19 protein-coding genes are annotated in these 19,154 nt (G+C 68.8%); 10 read left to right on the top strand and 9 right to left on the bottom strand.

Translation table 11 applies throughout. From position 1 onward, the window contains the following. Nucleotides 1-24 precede the first annotated feature (24 nt). Nucleotides 25-246, bottom strand: coding sequence for a DUF2093 domain-containing protein (locus tag MKK49_RS17865; RefSeq protein WP_244030945.1), 222 nt, complete (start codon nucleotides 244-246; stop codon nucleotides 25-27). A 207-nt stretch (nucleotides 247-453) separates the two neighbouring features. On the opposite strand from MKK49_RS17865, the gene MKK49_RS17860 reads away from it, so the two are divergent. Genes MKK49_RS17860 through deoA form a run of 4 tightly spaced genes read left to right on the top strand, consistent with a single transcriptional unit; the run spans nucleotide 454 to nucleotide 3,728 of the window. After that, nucleotides 454-861 carry a cytidine deaminase gene (locus MKK49_RS17860; RefSeq protein ID WP_244030944.1) on the top strand — a complete coding sequence of 136 codons (408 nt, stop codon included), beginning with the start codon at nucleotides 454-456 and terminating at the stop codon, nucleotides 859-861. Continuing rightward, entirely contained in the window at nucleotides 854-1,681 is an 828-nt protein-coding gene (locus tag MKK49_RS17855) for a purine-nucleoside phosphorylase (protein ID WP_244030942.1), read from the top strand. Before MKK49_RS17860 ends, MKK49_RS17855 begins: the two co-directional genes overlap by 8 nt. Beyond that, a complete protein-coding gene (gene deoC / locus MKK49_RS17850) occupies nucleotides 1,678-2,406 on the top strand; it encodes a deoxyribose-phosphate aldolase (protein ID WP_244030933.1) in 729 nt (242 codons plus the stop codon). Before MKK49_RS17855 ends, deoC begins: the two co-directional genes overlap by 4 nt. Continuing rightward, entirely contained in the window at nucleotides 2,403-3,728 is a 1,326-nt protein-coding gene (gene deoA, locus MKK49_RS17845) for a thymidine phosphorylase (protein WP_244030932.1), read from the top strand. The genes deoC and deoA overlap by 4 nt, the downstream gene beginning before the upstream one ends. On the opposite strand, the gene MKK49_RS17840 is transcribed toward deoA, so the two are convergent. The 4 genes from MKK49_RS17840 to dnaK all read right to left on the bottom strand — a co-directional run bounded on the left by MKK49_RS17840 (nucleotide 3,716) and on the right by dnaK (nucleotide 8,138). Continuing rightward, entirely contained in the window at nucleotides 3,716-4,036 is a 321-nt protein-coding gene (locus tag MKK49_RS17840; protein WP_244030931.1) for a hypothetical protein, read from the bottom strand. The two genes, deoA and MKK49_RS17840, sit on opposite strands and share 13 nt — an antisense overlap. A gap of 102 nt (nucleotides 4,037-4,138) precedes the next feature. After that, nucleotides 4,139-4,774, bottom strand: coding sequence for a class I SAM-dependent methyltransferase (locus MKK49_RS17835; RefSeq protein WP_244030929.1), 636 nt, complete (start codon nucleotides 4,772-4,774; stop codon nucleotides 4,139-4,141). 171 nt (nucleotides 4,775-4,945) lie between these two features. Continuing rightward, the gene (gene dnaJ, locus MKK49_RS17830; RefSeq protein WP_244030927.1) at nucleotides 4,946-6,112 is read right to left on the bottom strand and encodes a molecular chaperone DnaJ; all 1,167 of its coding nucleotides are present in this window, start codon (nucleotides 6,110-6,112) and stop codon (nucleotides 4,946-4,948) included. Nucleotides 6,113-6,224: 112 nt separating this feature from the next. After that, nucleotides 6,225-8,138 (bottom strand): molecular chaperone DnaK, encoded by a 1,914-nt coding sequence (gene dnaK, locus MKK49_RS17825; RefSeq protein WP_244030925.1) that lies wholly within the window; start codon nucleotides 8,136-8,138, stop codon nucleotides 6,225-6,227. Between the two features lie 388 nt (nucleotides 8,139-8,526). On the opposite strand from dnaK, the gene MKK49_RS17820 reads away from it, so the two are divergent. Further along, nucleotides 8,527-9,534 (top strand): hypothetical protein, encoded by a 1,008-nt coding sequence (locus MKK49_RS17820; protein ID WP_244030922.1) that lies wholly within the window; start codon nucleotides 8,527-8,529, stop codon nucleotides 9,532-9,534. Nucleotides 9,535-9,548: 14 nt separating this feature from the next. On the opposite strand, the gene MKK49_RS17815 is transcribed toward MKK49_RS17820, so the two are convergent. Then, entirely contained in the window at nucleotides 9,549-10,157 is a 609-nt protein-coding gene (locus MKK49_RS17815) for a YqgE/AlgH family protein (RefSeq protein ID WP_244030920.1), read from the bottom strand. Between the two features lie 168 nt (nucleotides 10,158-10,325). Here MKK49_RS17815 and MKK49_RS17810 point away from each other — a divergent pair, with 168 nt between their 5' ends. After that, complete coding sequence (locus MKK49_RS17810) at nucleotides 10,326-10,808, top strand: peroxiredoxin (RefSeq protein WP_244030919.1); 483 nt, start codon at nucleotides 10,326-10,328, stop codon at nucleotides 10,806-10,808. A 238-nt stretch (nucleotides 10,809-11,046) separates the two neighbouring features. Continuing rightward, entirely contained in the window at nucleotides 11,047-11,484 is a 438-nt protein-coding gene (locus MKK49_RS17805) for a DUF4440 domain-containing protein (RefSeq protein WP_313899184.1), read from the top strand. 15 nt (nucleotides 11,485-11,499) lie between these two features. On the opposite strand, the gene thrB is transcribed toward MKK49_RS17805, so the two are convergent. The 3 genes from thrB to MKK49_RS17790 all read right to left on the bottom strand — a co-directional run bounded on the left by thrB (nucleotide 11,500) and on the right by MKK49_RS17790 (nucleotide 15,071). Continuing rightward, nucleotides 11,500-12,465 carry a homoserine kinase gene (gene thrB / locus MKK49_RS17800; RefSeq protein WP_244030917.1) on the bottom strand — a complete coding sequence of 322 codons (966 nt, stop codon included), beginning with the start codon at nucleotides 12,463-12,465 and terminating at the stop codon, nucleotides 11,500-11,502. An 87-nt stretch (nucleotides 12,466-12,552) separates the two neighbouring features. Next, nucleotides 12,553-13,554: a 4-hydroxy-3-methylbut-2-enyl diphosphate reductase gene (ispH, locus tag MKK49_RS17795; RefSeq protein WP_244030915.1), complete on the bottom strand. Its 1,002-nt coding sequence runs from the start codon at nucleotides 13,552-13,554 to the stop codon at nucleotides 12,553-12,555. Between the two features lie 113 nt (nucleotides 13,555-13,667). Beyond that, nucleotides 13,668-15,071, bottom strand: a complete 1,404-nt coding sequence (locus MKK49_RS17790) for a PLP-dependent aminotransferase family protein (protein WP_244030911.1) — start codon at nucleotides 15,069-15,071, stop codon at nucleotides 13,668-13,670. Nucleotides 15,072-15,194: 123 nt separating this feature from the next. Between MKK49_RS17790 and MKK49_RS17785 the strand changes: the two genes are divergently transcribed. From MKK49_RS17785 to MKK49_RS17775, 3 genes are all read left to right on the top strand, one after another. Next, nucleotides 15,195-15,506 (top strand): DUF1127 domain-containing protein, encoded by a 312-nt coding sequence (locus MKK49_RS17785; protein ID WP_244030909.1) that lies wholly within the window; start codon nucleotides 15,195-15,197, stop codon nucleotides 15,504-15,506. 240 nt (nucleotides 15,507-15,746) lie between these two features. Then, nucleotides 15,747-17,636, top strand: coding sequence for a monovalent cation:proton antiporter-2 (CPA2) family protein (locus tag MKK49_RS17780; RefSeq protein WP_244030907.1), 1,890 nt, complete (start codon nucleotides 15,747-15,749; stop codon nucleotides 17,634-17,636). After that, entirely contained in the window at nucleotides 17,629-19,059 is a 1,431-nt protein-coding gene (locus MKK49_RS17775) for an MATE family efflux transporter (protein WP_244030905.1), read from the top strand. The genes MKK49_RS17780 and MKK49_RS17775 overlap by 8 nt, the downstream gene beginning before the upstream one ends. The last annotated feature ends 95 nt before the right edge of the window (nucleotides 19,060-19,154 follow it).

Here is a 19,154-nt window from a genome sequence, read left to right as displayed (position 1 = left end):
TTTTCCACGAAGCCGCGGTGAAGTTCAGACCTCGACGGCACGTTCGCGCAGGCGCTGCATCACCGCCTCCGGCGTGGCATAGGCCTCCTGGTACACGGCGCTCCAGTAGCGCAGGGCATCGAGTTCGATGGGGGCGCCCGTCACGGCGCAGCGCACGAAACGGCCCGGCTTCACCACCCGCATGGTGCCGTCGCCGTACTCCACCGTCGCCTCGCCCGAGGCGCTCCGCTCAAACCGTCCCAGCATCGTCCCAGCCCCTTCGGCCCCATCATCCTTCGCGTCTTAGCGCATCGGCCCGAAAGGTGGATACCGGCTTTCCGACAAAGCCGATGTCATCCCGAAGACCGAGGACATCGTCCCGGATGCGATCTCCGGGACGATGCTCCCGGAGGCGGGAGGCGCGCTATCGATGATCCCTCGACAGGGCTCCGCCATCGGTGCCAATGATCGCGCATGGACCCTGATCTCCAGAGCCTGTTCGACGCCGCGCGGACCGCCCGCACACGGGCTTACGCACCCTATTCACGCTTTGCCGTCGGCGCCGCCCTGCGCGATGCGGACGGCCGGGTCCATGCCGGCTGCAACGTCGAGAATGCGGCCTATCCCGTCGGCACCTGCGCCGAGGCCGGCGCCATCGCTGCCATGATCGCGGAGGGCGGGCGGGCGATCCGCGAGATGCTGGTGATCGGTCCCGGACCCGGCCTCGTCACGCCCTGCGGCGCCTGCCGACAGCGCATCCGCGAATTCGCGGCGCCCGAAACGATGATCCACGTGGCCGATGGCGACGGAGTTCGCGCCCGCTTTACCCTCGGCGCGCTCCTCCCGAATTCGTTCGGACCGGAGAACCTGACCGATGCCTGACGACCCGAGGATCGCGGCGATCGTCGATCACCTGCGAGCCAGGGGGCTCGGCGGTCCGTTCGCCTGCGCCATCGTCACGGGCACCGGCCTCGGCGCCCTGGTGGAGCGCCTGACGGACGCGTGTTCGGTGCCTTACCGCGAGATTCCCGGCTTTCCGGCGCCGCGCGTCAGCGGTCATGGCGGGACACTCCATGCCGGCGGCCTCGGGGGGCGCCGCGTGCTGGTGTTCGAGGGCCGCGCCCATGCCTACGAGACCGGGGACGCCGCCGCGATGCGGGTTCCACTCAGCATTGCCGAGGCCCTCGGCGCCCACGCCCTCCTGCTGACCAACGCCGCCGGGTCGCTTCGCCCCGAGGCCGGTCCGGGCAGCCTCGTGGCGCTGACCGACCACATCAATCTGTCGGGCTTCAACCCCCTCGTCGGCGAGGCGGGCGACGGACGTTTCGTGCCGATGGTCGGTGCCTACGATGCCGATCTGCGAAGTCTCCTCCACGTGGCGGCGCGCGCTTGCGGTGTGGTCCTTCACGAGGGCGTCTACGCCTGGTTCTCCGGCCCGAGCTTCGAGACGCCGGCCGAAATCGGCATGGCCGGCCGCCTCGGCGCCGATCTCGTCGGCATGTCGACGGTGCCGGAAACCATCCTGGCCCGCTTTCTCGGCCTGCCCGTCGCGGCCGTGTCCGTCGTCACCAACCTCGCCGCCGGGATCGGCGGCGGCGACCCTCATCACAGCGAGACCAAGGCGGTGGCGGCCCGCGCCGCCACCGATCTCGCCCGCCTCGCCGAGGCTTTCGTCACCCTTCTGCCGGAGCCGCGTGCATGACCGATTCCCCGACGGCCCAGCGTGCCCTGCCTCTCCTCGACCTCACCGATCTGAGCGACACGGGCACCGGGGCCGCTATCGAGGCCCTCTGCCTGACCGCCCGCGCCAGCGGAGTCGCCGCCGTCTGCGTCTGGCCTCGGTTCGTTGCGCAATCGACCGGCCTCCTCGCCGGATCGGGCGTGAGGGTCGCCACGGTGGTCAACTTCCCGGCCGGGGGGAACGATGCCGAAGAAGCCGTTCGGGAAACGCGCGACGCCCTACGCGATGGCGCCGACGAGATCGACCTCGTCCTGCCCTATGACGCGCTTCGCGAAGGACGCGTGGAGCCGGCGCACGCCATGGTCGCGGAAGTGCGCGAGGCCTGTGGCACGGCATGCCTCAAGGTCATCCTGGAGACGGGCATACTCCAGTCCCCGCCCCTCATCGCGCAGGCGAGCCGCTTGGCCCTCGCGGCGGGCGCCGACATGATCAAGACTTCGACGGGCAAGACAGCCGTCTCGGCGACGCCGGAGGCGGTCGAGATCATGCTCGACGCGATCCGTGACGCCGGCGGGACGCACGGCCTCAAGATCTCGGGCGGGATCAGGACGGTGGCGGACGCCGCCCTCTACCTCGCCCTGGCCGACCGGATCATGGGGCCCGACTGGGCCACCCCGAAGACCTTCCGGATCGGCGCGAGCAGCCTGCACGCCGCCCTCCTCGCCGCCCTGGAGCCCGCCGCATGATGCTGCCGCAGGAAGTCATCCGGGCCAAGCGCGACGGCCAGGAACTCGATTTGTCCCGGATCTCCGATTTCATCGCGGGCCTTACGGATGGCCGCGTCACGGAGGGACAGGCGGCGGCCTTCGCCATGGCGGTGTTCTTCCGCGGATTGTCCCTGGACGAGCGCGTCGCCCTCACGCGTGCGATGACCCGATCGGGCACGGTGCTGAGCTGGGACCTGCCCGGCCCCGTCCTCGACAAGCACTCCACCGGCGGCGTCGGCGACGCCGTCAGCCTCGCCCTGGCGCCGATGGTGGCGGCCTGCGGCGGCTACGTGCCGATGATTTCGGGCCGCGGTCTCGGGCATACGGGCGGAACGCTGGACAAGCTCGCCGCCATTCCCGGCTACGACGCACGTCCGGATCTGGATCGCTTCCGCCGCGTCACCGCGCAAGTCGGCTGCGCCATCATCGGACAGACGGCCGAACTGGCGCCGGCGGATGCCCGCCTCTACGCCATCCGGGACGTCACCGGCACGGTGGAATCCCTCGATCTCATCACGGCGTCCATCTTGTCGAAGAAGCTCGCCGCCGGCCTCGACGGCCTGGTGATGGACGTGAAGGTCGGCTCGGGCGCCTTCATGGCGGGGCTCGACGAAGCCCTCGGACTGGGCGCGGCCATCGTCGGCGTCGCCGGCGGCGCCGGCCTGAAGACCGTGGCCCTGGTCACCGACATGGATTCGCCCCTCGCCTCCGTCGCCGGCAATGCCCTGGAGGTGGCCTACATCCTCGACTACCTCACCGGGCGCGGACGCGAGCCGGCATTCCACGCCATCACCGTGGAACTCGGCGCCGAGATGCTGGTCCTCGGCGGTCTCACGGAGGATTTGCCCTCTGCCCGCGCGCGCTTGGAACAGGCCCTGGATTCGGGACGCGCCCTGGAAAGCTTTTCGCGCATGGTCGCGGCGCTCGGGGGGCCGGCCGACCTCGCCGAGCGCCCGCAAGCCCACTTGGCCGCCGCGCCGGTGATCCGGACGATCGAACTGTCCGAGCCCGGTTACATCACCCACGTGGCGACCCGCGACATCGGTCTCGCCGTCATAGGTCTCGGCGGCGGCCGAACGCGACCGCAGGACGAAATCGACCCAGCCGTAGGGTTCACCGGTCTCGCGCGCGCCGGCGAAGCGGTCGGTCCCGACCGGCCGCTCGCCGTGATCCACGCCCACGATGCGGCGACGGCGGACCGCGCCGAGGCGGCCGTACGGGCCGCCTATCGGATCGGCCCGGCCCCGGGAGCGGCGAACGCACCATTGCGCGACCGGATCACTGGATCTCAGTACGGATAATATCCGCGATCTCGGCCGTGGTGGTGGTGGTGATGGCCCCAACCGCGCCGGCCATGGCCCCGATCGTAGTCCCAGCCGCGGTGGCCGCCATCCCAACCGCGATCGGGTCCGCGACGGTAATGATGGCCGTGTCCGTAGCCGCGATCGCCGTAGCCATCGTGATCATGCACGGGGACGACACTGGATTGCGGAGCGAAATCCGGGAACGGCATCGCCTGGGCGCCCGCCGCATTGAGACCGATCGCGAGGGCGAGACCGGCGGCGAAGCGGCGGCTGCGTCGACGCAACGTGGGGTGACGAAAAGCCATGATGGTCTCCCGGTCTCAACGGGCCGAGGACACCTCGACCCAGTCAGGGAAACCTAGACGAGAGGGCGTGAACGACGCCCGCTCGGGTCGTTCAGCCGCGTGTCAGGGTCGGCGATAGGCCCAGACGCGCGCCGGGGGGAGATTGAGCCAGACGCGGTTGGAGCGGCTCGCCGTGTAGGTGCCGGCGTCGCAGCGCTCCGGGATCGGCGGCACCACCGCGTAGGTGAACTGCACGAAGGGCGCGCCGGGATGCATCATTGCGTGCACGGCGTTGAGCAGGCCCAGGCGCTGCTCCAGGGGCTTGGTGAACAGCGGAAGACTCGACACCGTTGCAGCGGCCTTCTCCTGCACGAGGGCGCCGAGGGTGGCGGCAATGTCGTAGGCGTCGCCCTGCACCACGTTGGCCCGGGGAAAGCGCGTCCGGAGCAGCCGGCAGAAATCCGAATTGTACTCGACGAGGATCAGGCGCTCCTGCTCGATCCCACGCCTGATCAGGGCCTCGGTCACCGGGCCGGTACCGGGGCCGAGCTCGATGACCGGGCCAGCCATGCGCGGATCGACGTAGGAGGCCATGGTACGCGCGAGCATCTTGCCCGACGGCGTCACCGAACCGGTCACGAGGGGGCGCTCGAACCAGGAGCGCAGGAAGCGGGCCTCGTCCTCCAGGGGATCGCGCCGCGCACGCAGGGCGCCGGTCGCGGCTTGGAGCTTGGTGCTGGGACGGCGGAGCGGCGGCAAGACCCTATGCCCTCAGATCACGATATGGGAAGGAAAGGCTAGACGCCGAAGGCCGTGTGCAGTCAAGCTGACATCGGCGCTTCGCCTGTGGCCCGGCTGCGCGTTTAACCGGGCGATGCCGCCCAGCCACAATCATAACCGGGGCCAGCGCGGTTCGATCCCAAATCGCGCTCACTGTCGGGCGGTGCCCCCGAGACCGTCGAAGAACTCCCGGACCTTGGAGAAAAAGCCGGCACTCTCGGGGTGGTTCTCGTCGGAGGCCGACTGGCCGAACTCGTGCAGCAGCTCGCGCTGGCGCTTCGTCAGATTCTGCGGCGTCTCGACGAAGACCTGGATGTAGAGGTCGCCGACATCGCGGGCACGCAGGACCGGCATGCCCTTGCCCTTGATGCGGAACTGCTTGGCCGTCTGGGTGCCGGCCGGGATCCGCACCTGGGTCTGCGAGCCGTCGATGACCGGAACGGTGATCTCACCGGAGAGCGCCGCCGTCACCATGTTGATCGGCACCCGGCAGAACAGGTCGGCGCCGTCGCGCTGGAAGAATTCGTGCGGCTTGATCGAGAGGAAGACGTAGAGGTCGCCGGCCGGGCCACCGCGCAGGCCCGTCTCGCCCTCGCCGGCGAGACGGATTCGCAGTCCGTCGTCGACGCCCGCCGGAACGTTGATGGAAAGGGTTCGCTCGCGGGTGACGCGGCCCGCGCCCGAACAGTTGCCGCACGGGTCGTCGATGACTTCGCCGCGCCCATGACAGTTCGGGCAGGTCCGCTCGATGGCGAAGAACCCCTGCGCTGCACGCACCCTGCCGTAGCCGCCGCAGGTCTGGCACGGACGCGGTTTCGAGCCGGCCTTCGCACCCAAACCCGAGCAGACCTCGCAGGTCACGGCGGTGGCCATCTTGATGGTCTCCGCCTTGCCGGCGAAGGCTTCCTCGAGGGAGATTTCGAGGTTGTAGCGCAGATCCGCCCCGCGCTCGCGGGTCGCGCCGCCGCGGGTGCCGCCGCCGGCCCGTGCGCCGCCCGGCGCCGCGCGGCCGTCACCGAAGAAATTGTCGAAGATGTCCGACATGAAGTCGCCGAACTCGTTGCCGAATCCGGGGCCGCCCCCGCCGCCCTGCTGAAAGGCGGCGTGGCCGAAGCGGTCGTAGGCCGCGCGCTTCTGGCCGTCGGTCAGGGTCTGGTAGGCCTCGTTAACTTCCTTGAACTTGACCTCGGCCTCGGCATTCCCGGGATTGCGGTCGGGATGGTAGCTCATGGCGAGCTTGCGGAAGGCGATTTTCATCTCGCCGTCGGTCGCGGTCTTGGCGACGCCAAGAATTTCGTAATAGTCCCGCTTCGACATACCCGCCCTCAAAAGTCGCTCGGCGCGCCGGCATCCACTGAGGACCGCACCGTCATCTGACCAGACATGGCGAGGGGCCGGATTACTCCGGCCCCTCGTTTCTCAAGGGGCGTTATGCCCGCTTCTTCTGGTCCTTGTCATCGACTTCCTGGAAGTCGGCGTCGATGACGTCGTCCTTCTTGGCCTCGCCGGCCGGCGCCTCTGTCCCGGCCTCGCCACCCTGGTTGGCCGCGTACATGGCCTCGCCGAGCTTCATCGAGGCCTGCATCACATCGGTGGTGCGGGCCTTGATCGTCTCGACGTCGTCGCCCTCGAGCGCGGTGCGCAGAGCGGTGATGCTGGTCTCGATGGCGCCCTTGTCGTCGGCCGAGACCTTGTCGCCGTACTCCTTCACCGACTTCTCGGTGGCGTGGACGAGGCTCTCGCCCTGGTTCTTCACCTCGACGAGCTCGCGACGCTTCTTGTCGGCCTCGGCGTTGGCCTCGGCGTCCTTCACCATCCGGTCGATGTCCGCATCCGAAAGGCCGCCCGAGGCCTGGATGCGGATCTGATGCTCCTTGTTCGTCGCCTTGTCCTTGGCCGTCACGTTGACGATGCCGTTGGCGTCGATGTCGAAGGTCACCTCGATCTGCGGCATGCCGCGCGGAGCCGGCGGGATGCCCATGAGATCGAACTGACCGAGCATCTTGTTGTCGGCCGCCATTTCGCGCTCACCCTGGAAGACCCGGATGGTGACCGCGTTCTGGTTGTCCTCGGCCGTCGAGAAGGTCTGGGACTTCTTCGTCGGGATGGTGGTGTTGCGGTCGATGAGGCGGGTGAACACACCGCCCAGCGTCTCGATGCCGAGCGACAGCGGGGTCACGTCGAGGAGCAGTACGTCCTTGACGTCGCCCTGGAGCACGCCGGCCTGAACCGCCGCGCCGATGGCCACGACCTCATCCGGGTTGACGCCCTTGTGGGGCTCCTTGCCGAAGAAGGACTTCACCACTTCCTGGATCTTCGGCATGCGGATCATGCCGCCGACGAGCACGACCTCGTCGATCTCGGAGGCCGAGACGCCCGCATCCTTGAGCGCCTTGCGGCAGGGCTCGATGGTGCGCTGGACGAGATCGTCCACGAGGCTCTCGAACTTGGCCCGGCTGAGCTTGAGCGCGAGGTGCTTCGGACCCGAGGCATCGGCCGTGATGTAGGGCAGGTTGATCTCGGTCTGCGTCGCGGACGACAGCTCGATCTTCGCCTTCTCGGCCGCTTCCTTCAGGCGCTGGAGCGCGAGCTTGTCCTTGGTCAGATCGATGCCCTGCTCGCGCTTGAACTCCGCCGCGAGGTACTCGACCACGCGGTTGTCGAAGTCCTCGCCGCCGAGGAAGGTGTCGCCGTTGGTGGACTTCACCTCGAACACGCCGTCGCCGATCTCGAGGATCGAGACGTCGAAGGTGCCGCCGCCGAGATCGTAGACCGCGATCGTGCCGGCCTTCTTCTTGTCGAGGCCGTAGGCCAGCGCCGCGGCGGTGGGCTCGTTGATGATGCGCAGCACCTCGAGGCCGGCGATCTTGCCGGCGTCCTTGGTGGCCTGACGCTGGGCGTCGTTGAAGTAGGCGGGCACCGTGATGACGGCCTGCGTCACCGGCTGGCCGAGATGCGCCTCGGCCGTCTCCTTCATCTTCTGAAGGGTGAAGGCCGAGATCTGCGAGGGCGAATACTTCTTGCCGTCGGCCTCGACCCAGGCGTCACCGTTGTCGCCGCGCACGATCTTGTAGGGCACGAGGCCCTTGTCCTTCTGCGTCATCGGATCGTCGTAGGTGCGGCCGACGAGGCGCTTGATCGCGAAGAACGTGTGTTCCGGATTGGTGACCGCCTGGCGCTTGGCCGGCTGGCCGACGAGGCGCTCGCCGTCGTCGAGGAAGGCGACGATGGACGGCGTGGTGCGCGCACCCTCCGCATTCTCGATGACCTTGGGCTGCGAGCCCTCCATCACGGCGACACAGGAATTGGTGGTGCCGAGGTCGATACCGATAACTTTACCCATGGTGGGATCCCTCTGTTGTGCTTGGTCAAGCAGACCGCCGAGCCCCGAAGCAGCTCGGCCCATGGCGGTGGAAAAACTGAGATTGGCGAGCAGGGTCGGGACCGGACCGGACGTCGAAAACGCTCAGGTTCGGGTCTTAATCCCGCGTCCCGCCGGATATAAGAAGGGGGATGCGAGGCCGCAAGGCGAACGGGTTAGCCAACCGGAGCGTATCGGCCAAGGCCGCGTTATCCCCTTCTCCCGACTTGCCGATCCCTGTCACATGCACGGGTCTCGGCCACGCGTGACCGCAATCTTGTGGTTTCGGCGCCACGTTCAAGCCACGACCCGCATGGTAGGCTGACAACGGGCCGCGTGTTTTCCAAGCTCCTCCGGCCGGAAAGTCTCGATGCCTCCGTTGCTCCGCGTTCTCCTCGTACCGCTCGCGTTCGCCGTCCCGACCGTGGCCATGCCGCATCCGGCCCGTGCGCAGAACTTCTTCGAGGAGCTGTTCGGAATCGGGCGTGCCGCCAAGCCGCCCGTGCCGCCGCGCGGTGTTCCGGGTGGCGTGCAGCCGGGGACGCCCGTGGCACCGCCCCCCGGCGCGCCGGGCGTCCCGGGCGAAGCGCCCGCGGCCGAGGTGCCCCGGGCCCCGGCGGTGCCGAAGCAGCCCGTCGTGCTCAAGGCGCCGGCGGAGGACAACGTCATCGGCCAGGAACTGATGCACAACGGCCTCAACGGAAGCCTGAAGCTTGAGAAGGCGGGCGCCGGCCTCACGGCGCGCGTCATCCTGCCCGGTACGAAGGTCTCCCAACCGAGCGAGAGCTGCACCGTTCCGTGGAATGGCGGCACGCCCGTGGCCCTCGCCGCCGAGGGCCGTCCCGAGGGCCTGCCCCGCTTCGAGGCCGCGGGCGGCGAGTGTCCCCTGCGGTTCGAGGTCGTGGAGGGCGGCGTCCTGGTGACGTCGCTGACATCGAGCCGGGTCTGCACCGTGGCGACGGCCGATTGCGCGGCCTCACCGGTGGGCCTGTGGGGACCGGCCGCCGCGGCCCTGATCCCCCGTTCGGCCGAATTCGACACTGCGCGCGGTACGGCCGACCGGGCGGTGCGCGAGAACTACAAGCTCATGACCCAGCGGGCGCGCAGCCAGGATGTGCGCCCCATCGTCACCGAGCAGGCGGCGTTCTCGTCCGACCGCGAGCAGCTGTGCCGGACCTATGCCCGGGAAGGTGCTCACGGCTTCTGCAACCTGCGCTTCACCGAAGGCCGCGCCCTGGCGCTCGCCACGCGCCTCGGCGTCAACACCGCCGCCGTTACGCCGACGGCGTCGGCGACCCCGCGCCCGCGCCGCAAGCCGCAGCCGTCCGTCGATGGGATGAACCCGGATGCCGGCGGGGCGACGGGCTTTCCGGACTAGGATTCTCGACGTGGTCAGGCGTGGCCCGCGCTGACCGACAGCATGGCGGGATCGATACCGATGCCGCGCAGGGTCCGTTCGTACTTGGAATCCAGGGCCGTGTTGAAGATCAACTCCGGATCGGCCGGACAGGTGAGCCAGCCGTTGGCCAGGATCTCGTTCTCGAGTTGGCCGGCCTGCCAGCCGGCATAGCCCAATGCCAGGACGGCGCTGGCCGGTCCTTCACCGTTGGCGATGGCGCGAAGGATATCGACGGTGGCGGTGAGGCAGATCCCGTCGTCGATGATCAGGGTCGAATGATCGATGTGGAAATCGTCCGTGTGCAGCACGAAGCCGCGCTTGGCGTCCACGGGCCCGCCCATGAGCACGGGCATGTGCCCGACCCGCTCGCGCAGCCGGATGGCGTCGGCCTCCTTGGCGATCTCGAGCTGGATCAGGAGATCCGGCATGTCGAGGTTCTGGATCGCCTTGTTGAGGATGATGCCCATGGCCCCATCGGCGGAATGGGCGCACAGGTAGATCACCGAGCGCGAGAACCGTGCATCCGTCAGGCCCGGCATGGCGACGAGGAACTGTCCGTCGAGATAGGCGGGATCGGCCGTCCGGGTTCGTGAGGTCTGCATGACGGCATGCTACGCCCCTCGCCGGCCTTGTCCAATAACCTAAACGTCGGCGGAGCGCGGCATCGCTTTCACGGGAGCGTGTACGGCCCGCGTCCTCGCCTCGACAGGCTTGACCCCACGCGATAGACGGCTTCCACGCGCGGGCCAGACGCCCTCAGGAGATCACGCATGACGATCCAGGTTGGCGACCACCTCCCCCAGGTCACGTTCCGCGTCAGCGGCAAGGACGGCCCCGAGGCCCGGACCACGGACGACGTGTTCAAGGGACGCCGCGTCGTCCTCGTCGGCGTGCCGGGCGCCTTCACCCCGAGCTGCCATCGCAACCATCTGCCGGGCTTCGTCGAGAAGCAGGCCGAGATCAAGGCGCGCGGCATCGACGCCGTGGCGATCACCTCCGTCAACGACGTGTTCGTCCTCGACGCCTGGCAGAAGGCCAGTGCCGCCGAGGGGCTCGAATTCCTGGCCGACGGCAACGCCGAATTCGCCAAGGCGCTCGGCCTCGACATGGACGGCACCGGCTTCGGCCTCGGCCCGCGCTCGAAGCGCTACGCCATGCTGGTGGAGGACGGTGTCGTGCGGGTGCTCAACATCGAGGACTCGCCGGCCAAGACCGAGATCTCAGGCGTCGAGGCGCTGCTGAAGGTCATCTGATCCGGCCCCTGCCCGCCGAGACGTGACGAGCCCGGGGCGTTCCCCCGGGCTTTTTCATGGGCTTTTTCATGGCCCCCCCGGATTCGAGATCTTCGCCGTCGCCCGGGCCTGGTTCGCCGAAGCAGTGGCCGGATCGGTCGAAAGATATGCGGCGACTCTCATCAAGCTTTCAACATACGGATTTTAGGCGGACACTGTCGTTTCGGGAATCAGCCGAGCTTTCGACGGGGAGAACGCCATGCCCTTCCGTTCCCACACCTGTGCCTTCGTCCTCATGGCCGGGCTCGCGATGTCGGCGCCGGCCTTTGCCGATGATCCGAAAGTCACGGCCCAGGCGGCCGCCGACCGCTGGGACCAGAGCTTCAACACCGGGGACATGGACGCGCTGACGGCGCTCTACGGCACCGACGCCGAGGTCGTCACCAAGGGGGCGCCGCTCTCCGGCGGCCCGAACATCCAGGCCTACTTCGCCGGTCTGAAGTCCAAGGGGTTCGCTGACCACAAGGTCACGGTCCAGTCGGCGAAGGCGAAGGGCGACCTCCTCCTCGCCAGCGGCCGCTGGGAGGCGAGCGGACCGGGAGAGGGCGGCGCCCGCAAGGTGTTCAGCGGAAACTGGGTCAACGTCCTGGAGCGCCAGGGCGACGGGTGGCGGACGGTGCTGCACACCTGGAACTGACGCGCCCGCGCCCGATCAGGCGCCGCGCCCGTAATTCTCCGCCCGCGTCGCCGCGCGGTGGAAGGCAAGCCTGCGATCGTATTCCAGGGGGTCCTTGGGCTGGACCAGGGCGCCCGGCGGCACGTTCAGCCAATCGACCAAGCGTGTGAGCATGAAGCGCAGGGCCGCCCCCCGGCACAGGATCGGCAGGGCCGCGACCTCTTCCGTATCGAGGGGTCGGACGGATTCGTAGCCCGCGATGAGGGCCGCGCCCCGGTCGCGGTGGAATGTGCCGTCCGCTTCGAAGCACCAGGCGTTGAGACAGATGGCGAGATCGTAGGCGAAGGCGTCCGTGCAGGCGAAGTAGAAATCGATGAGGCCCGAAAGGTCGTCGCCGATGAAGAACACGTTGTCGGTGAAGAGATCCGCATGGATCACGCCCGAGGGCAGGCCGCGCGGCCAATCGGCCTGAAGCACGGCGAGATCCCCGCGGACCCGGTCGGCGAGGCCCGGCGAGACGCGATCGGCCTGGGGTTCCGCAGCCCGGAACAGCGGTTCCCAGGCGTCCACCGAGAGGTTGTTGTCGCGTCGCATGGGGAAATCGCCGCCGGCGGCGTGCAGGCCGGCGAGCGCCCCGCCGAGCGCCCGGCAATGGTCCGGGTTCGGACGCTTCACCGAGACGCCCTCCAGGAAGCTCACGATCACCGCGGGGCGGCCGCAGAGTTCGCCGAGTGCCACGCCGTGCCGGTTTCGGATCGGCTGCGGACAGGCGAGTCCCCGCGCCGCGAGATGCTCCATGAGGTTGAGGAAGAACGGCAGGTCGCCCGCCCGAACCCGCTTCTCGTAGAGGGTGAGGATGTAGGAGCCGGCCGTGGTGTGCACGAAGAAGTTGGTGTTCTCCACGCCCTCCGCGATGCCCTTGTAGGAGAGCAGCGTGCCGATCTCATAGGCGGTGAGGAAGAGGGTCAGCGCCTCGTCGGAGACCTCGGTGTAGACGGCCACGGGCGTTTCGCTCGAACGGTTGGGGGTCAAAATGCGCAAGGGCGCCGTTGGGCGCCCCTGCTGATCGAACCGGGCTTGAGGCCGCGCCTATTCGGCGGCTTCGCTGCGCAATTCGCGCGGCAGAGGGAAGGACATGTCCTCGACCACCGTCGAGACCGTGTCCACCGTGACCGTATAGCGGGCGGCGAACGCGTCGATGATCTCTTCCACCAGCACTTCCGGGGCCGAGGCACCGGCGGTGAGACCGAGGCGGCGCACGTCCTTGAACGCGTCCCAGTCGATCTCTTCCGCGCGGAGCACGAGGCGGGTGATCGGGCAACCGACGCGCTCTGCGACTTCGCGCAGGCGCTGCGAGTTCGAGGAGTTCGAGGAGCCGACGACAATCACGGCATCGACCAGCGGCGCCACCTGTTTCACCGCTTCCTGGCGATTGGTGGTGGCGTAGCAGATGTCGTCCTTGTGCGGGCCGGTGATGGTCGGGAATTTCTCCTTGAGGGCCGCGACGATGTGCCGGGTGTCGTCCACCGACAGGGTGGTCTGCGTTACCCAGGCAAGATTGTCTCGGCTCTCGGGCTCAAGGGCGGCGATCTGCTCGAGATCTTCCACCAGGGTGATGGAGCCCGCAGGCAACTGACCCATGGTGCCGACCACTTCCGGGTGCCCGGAATGGCCCACCAGCAGGACATGGCGACCGCGCTTGTGATGGATCTCGGCCTCGCGGTGAACTTTCGTCACCAGGGGGCAGGTGGCGTCGATGGTGGTGAGACCACGCGAATCGGCGTTGTTCGGCACGGTCTTGGCGACGCCGTGGGCGGAGAAGATCACCGGAGCCGAGCCGTCCGGCACCTCGTCGAGTTCGCGCACGAACACGGCGCCCTTCCGCTTCAGGCTCTCGACCACGTACTTGTTGTGGACGATCTCGTGGCGCACGTAGACCGGAGGCCCGTAGATGGCCAGCGCCCGCTCGACCACGTCGATGGCACGCACCACGCCGGCGCAGAAGCCGCGCGGGGCGCAGAGCAGGATCTCCAGGGGCGGCTTCACCGCGTCCACGGGGGCAGTCTGGGTCGTCGGGAGTGCATCGCTCATGATAGCCGGGATGTGGCGAGGCTGGGCCGCCCCTGTCAACTGGTCATAGCCGAAAACCATCGGAGAGACACGGGCAGGCGTATCAAACTCTATCGGCGTGTCATGTCGGCGTATCATGCCGGCCCACCCGACATCGCATCCTTCAACACCGAAAAGATGCGCGGATCGGCGCTGTGCGCCACGTTGAAGCGCAGGAACCGTGCACCGGCGCCCGAGGTGCTGAACGCGGCGCCCGGTGCCAGCACCACGCCCCGGGCCAGGGCTCGCCGGGCGACGTCACCCGAATCGATCCCCTCGGGCAGGCTCGCCCACAGGAACAGGCCGCCGCGCGGCTCCGTCCACAGTTCGAGACCAGAGGCCTCCAGGCGTCGGGCTGCCCGTCCCCGGTCGCGGGCGAGCTTCTCCCGGATATCGGCCAGATGCTTCCGGTAGGTCCCGTCGGTGATGAGGCGGTGCATGAGTACGGCGGCGAGGTGCCCGTTGCCCAGGCTCATGGCGAGCTTGAGGTCGATGAGCGGCTCGATCCAGTCGGCCCGCACGGCGAGGAAGCCGCAGCGCACGGCCGCCGACAAAGTCTTCGAGAAGCTGCCGACCTGGATCACCCGATGGAGCCCATCGAATCCGGCGAGACGCGGGGCCGGCTCCGGTTCGAGGTCTCCGAAGATGTCGTCCTCGATGATGAGGGTATCGTGCGCCTCCGCCAGCTTGAGCACCCGGTGGACCGTCGCCGGGGCCAGCGTCGCGCCCGTCGGGTTATGAAGGGCCGAATTGGTGAGATAGAATCGCGGGTGATGCGCGGAGAGGAGGGTCTCCAGGGCCGCGAGATCCGGACCCGAAGGCGTGAACGGCACGCCGACCACCGTCACCCGATGCGCGCGCAGGAGCGCATGATAGTTGAAGTAGCACGGGTCATCCACCACCACCGTGTCGCCCGGTGCCAGGAGAAAGCGGCAGAGGAGATCGACGGCCTGCGTCGCCGAATCGACGAGGAGGATCTGATCGGCATCGGCAGCGACGCCTTTCTCCTCCATCCGGCGCGCAATCTGCGCCCGCAGGGCGGGCAGCCCCAAGGGCTGGTCGTAGCAGACGAGGTCGCGAGCGCCCTCCCGCGACAGGTGGCGCAGGCCTCGGCGTATGGCGTCCCCCGGCATCCAGTCCGTCGGCAGCCAGCCGGAGCCGGGCTTCAGGAGGTCCGGCCCGGACTGCATCGACTGGCGGGTGATCCAGAGGGGATCGACGGCCCGGTCGAGTTCCGGACCGATCGTCTTGAGGCAGAGCGGCCGGGTCTTGCCGGCGACGTAGAAGCCCGAGCCCCGCCGCGCGACGATGGCGCCCTCCGCGCCGAGCCGGTCGTAGGCTTCCACCACCGTCGATTTCGAGACGCCCATGGACGCGGCGAAGCTTCGCACCGAAGGCAGCCGGGCTCCGGGTGCGAGGGACCGGCTCGCGATCCGTTCGGCGATGGCCTCGCTCACCGTCTCGACCAGGGTCGGAACCACGGGCGCGCGGGCCTTCATCGGCGTCCACCTTTCATCTGTACGGTCCTTTGCTCCGGACAATTCAGTCAAAGCGTACGGCATTGTCACTGTCGAGGCCAGCTCGTCGGGATGATGGTCGCGTCATCGAACAGGAGCACGGTCATGACCGGCACGACGATCCGCGACACGGAACGCGCAGAACTTCCCCTCCCCTTCACTCGCCTGCGCAGGGCACGCGGCTATGTGGTGACTCTTCTCGCCAGTGTGGCCAGCGGTCTGTCCCGCGCGGCCATCAACGCCCGCGTGTTGCGCCAGCTCGGGGCCATGTCCGAACGCGAGCTGAAGGATATCGGCCTCGTCCGCCAGGATCTGGCCGATGCGATCGCCCTGCGGCTCGATGGCGACGCCACGAACCTGCTTCTGGCGCGCCGCGATGAGCGCAAAGCCGCGCAGCGCAGGAAAGAGCGCACCTGAGCAGGATCCCCAAGGCCAGCAATGAGGATCGCGCGGCGCAGGTGAGTCCGCGTGGAGTGGGTGCTGATTCGCACGGGGGTGGTCCCGGGCCTGCATTCGGGTCCGGAGTCCGAATGGCGGTCCCGGCGGAGGTGGTCTAAGAGATGCCGGCCTCGACGTCCGTGATCGTCGCGATCGCTGTGATCGTTTCGATCGGGACCGGCCATCTCCAGCCAGGATTCCACTTCAGCCAGGATTCTCATGGCGAGCGCCGCGACCCACGTCAGCTTCCTCCCGCCCGTGCTGACGTTCCTGTCGGCGGCGGTGATCGGCGTCCCGATCTTCCGCCTCATCGGCCAGAGCGCCGTGCTCGGCTATCTCGTCGCCGGTGTCGTCATCGGCCCGTTCGGCTTCTCCCTCATCGCCGAGCCCGAGACGGCGGCGAGTGTGGCCGAACTCGGCGTGGTGCTGCTGCTCTTCATCGTCGGCCTCGAACTCCAGATCTCCCGCCTCGTTTCCATGCGGCGCGACATCTTCGGCCTCGGCACCGCGCAACTCCTCGTCTGCACCGCGGTGCTCGCCGGCATCGGCTTCCTGTTCGGCCTGAAGCCCTCGGCCGCCTTCGTCATCGGCATCGCGCTGGCCTTGTCGGCGACCGCCGTCGCCCTCCAGCTTCTGGAAGAGCGCGGCGACCTCGGCACGCCCTATGGCGGGCGCGCCTTCGCGGTGCTGCTGTTCCAGGACATCTCCGTGGTGGCGATCCTCGCCCTGATGCCGCTCTTCGCCTCCACGGGCGGCGTCGGGGGCGACGGCTGGCTCGTCTCAGCCCTGCAATCGACGGGCACCGTGGGCGCGGCCATCCTCGCCGTGGTGCTGGTGGGGCGCTACGGCCTCAACCCGTTCTTCGGCCTGCTCGCGGCGAGCGGCGCCCGCGAGGTGATGACGGCCGCAGCCCTCCTGGTGGTGCTCGGCACCGCCATGCTGATGGAGCATGTCGGCCTGTCCATGGCCATGGGGGCGTTCCTCGCCGGGGTGCTGCTCGCCGAATCGAACTTCCGCCACCAGCTCGAGGCCGACATCGAGCCGTTCCGCGGCATGCTGCTCGGCCTGTTCTTCATGAGCGTCGGCATGTCCATCGACGGCGGCCTGCTGAAGGCCGAGTGGCCGTGGCTGCTCGGCGCCACCGCGGGCGCCATCCTCATCAAGGTCGGCCTCGTCGCCGCCCTGTTCCGCCTGTTCGGCTCGACGTGGCTCGATGCCGTGCGCGGCGGCGCCATCCTGGCGCCGGCCGGCGAATTCGCCTTCGTGCTCCTGCCCGTGGGGGGCGAACTCGGCCTCATCGACGGGCCGAGCGGGCGCTTCGCCATCGCCCTCGCGGCCCTGACCATGCTGGTCGGTCCGGTGGCGGCGAAGGCCCTCGACAGCGCCCTCGCCCGGCGGCGCGGTGAACCCGACCTCGCCCCCGACACGGTGGAGAACACGGAAGCCCGGGTCCTCGTCGTCGGCTTCGGCCGCTTTGGCCAGATCCTGACCCAGGTCCTGCTCGCCGAGGGCATCAGCGTCACGGTCATCGACAAGGACGTGGAGCAGATCCGCTCCGCCTCGCGCTTCGGCTTCCGCATCTTCTACGGCGACGGCACCCGCCTCGACGTCCTGCGCGCCGCGGGGATCGGCCGGGCCGAACTCCTCTGCGTCTGCGTCGACGAGCCCGAATCCGCCCTCAAGATCGTCGATATCGTCCACGAGGAATTCGCCAGCGTGCGGACCTATGTCCGGGCCTACGACCGCATGCACGCCGTCGAACTCATGAACCGCGACGTGGATTTCCAGCTGCGCGAGACGGTGGACTCCGCCCTCGGCTTCGGCCGCGCCACCCTGGAGGGCCTCGGCGTCGCGCCACAGGCGGCGGCCGCCGTCGCCGAGGACGTGCGCAAGCGCGACGTCGCCCGCCTCGTCCTGCAGCAGGCCGGGGCGCTCCCCGATGCCGCCACCTGGATGCGCGGCGCAGCGCAGATCAAGCCCGAACCGTTGACCGAGCCGCAGCGCCCGTCCCGTGCCCTCAACGCCGAGACCCGCGACATTATCGGCACCAAGGCTCGCGAGGCCGCGGCCCACACCCTCGAAGCCCGGGATCTTCCCTCCGATGCCTGATCAGAATCCGGCCGCGGCCCGCTTCGTCAGCGGGTCGATCCTGCGCCACGTCGTGGTGATGAGCGCCACCGGCTCCGTCGGGCTGATGGCCCTGTTCGTCGTCGATCTCCTGTCGCTCCTCTACGTCTCGAAGCTCGGCGACCCGAATCTGACGGCGGCGGTGGGCTTCGCCACCATCATTCAGTTCTTCGCCATCGCCATCAACATCGGCCTGATGATCGCGGCCGGAGCCCTGGTCTCGCGCGCCATCGGCGCGGGCGACGAGGCCGGCGCACGGCGCTTGGCCACCTCGGGCACCATCCACGGCATCCTCGTCTCGGGCATCCTCGTGGTGGCGATGCTGCCGTTCCTGCCCGTCTTCCTCTCAGCCATCGGCGCCGATGCCGAGACCCTGCCGGTGGCGACGCGCTTCCTCTGGATCACCCTGCCGTCGAACCTCCTCATGGGACCCGGCATGATGTTCTCCGGGTTGCTGCGCGCCGTCGGCGCCGCGCGGCAGGCCATGCTGGTGACGCTCGCCGGGGCCCTCGTCACCGCCGGCCTCGATCCGCTCCTCATCTTCGGTGCCGGCCTCGGGGTCGACGGAGCGGCCATCACCACCTGCGTCGCGCGCGCCACCTTCGCCCTCGTCGGCCTGTGGGGCGTGCGCCGGTTCCGCATGCTCGCCCGGCCGCGCGTGGCCGACATCGTCGCGGATGCGCCCATCGTGTTCCGCATCGCCCTGCCGGCGGTGCTGACCAACCTCGCGCCGTCGGTCGCCAGTGCCTTCATCGCCCACGCCCTGGCGAAGTTCGGCGCCGTCGCCATCGCGGGCAACGTGGTCATCGACCGCCTCACCCCGGTGGCCTTCGGCGGCCTGTTCGCCCTCTCGGGCTCCATCGGGCCGATCCTCGGGCAGAACTGGGGCGCCGGCCGCTTCGACCGCATGCGTGGCGTCCTGCGCGACGGCGCCCTGGTGACGGGCGCCTACGTCGTCGTGGTCTGGGCGGCCCTCATCCTCACCCGCGAACCGCTGACGCGGCTGTTCGAGTTGCAGGGGGTCGCCGCCGACCTGTTCGGGTTCTTCTGCCTCGTCAGCGGCGGAGTGTGGTTCTTCACGGGCCTGCTGTTCCTGTCGAACGCTTCGTTCAACAACCTCGGTTTTCCGTTCTACTCGACGGTGCTGAACTGGGGCCGGGCCACCCTCGGCACCGTGCCACCGGCTCTGCTCGGCGCGCATTTCTACGGCCCCAAGGGGGTCATCGCCGGTGTCGGCCTCGGCTCGGTGCTGTTTGGAGTCGCCGGCATCGTCCTCGCCCTGCGCACGGTCTCGACACTGGAGGCCCGCGCCGCCGCCCTTCCGGCGCCGGAACCGGAGGCCATTCAGACGACGGCGGACGTGTCGCTGGCCGCCGGGCCGGCGCAATCCGGCGTCCTCGTCTGAAGCCCGCACACCCCCTGTGGAAAAACGCGCGCCGCGCTGTCACGTCTCGGAAACAAAACTCTTCGGCCCACGTTCAGATTGCAATCTCCGAGAGA

This window comes from Methylobacterium sp. J-090, assembly GCF_022829345.1.
Classification (GTDB): domain Bacteria; phylum Pseudomonadota; class Alphaproteobacteria; order Rhizobiales; family Beijerinckiaceae; genus Methylobacterium.
Note: the sequence above shows the minus strand (reverse complement) of the source record. Positions and strands in the feature narration are given on the sequence as shown.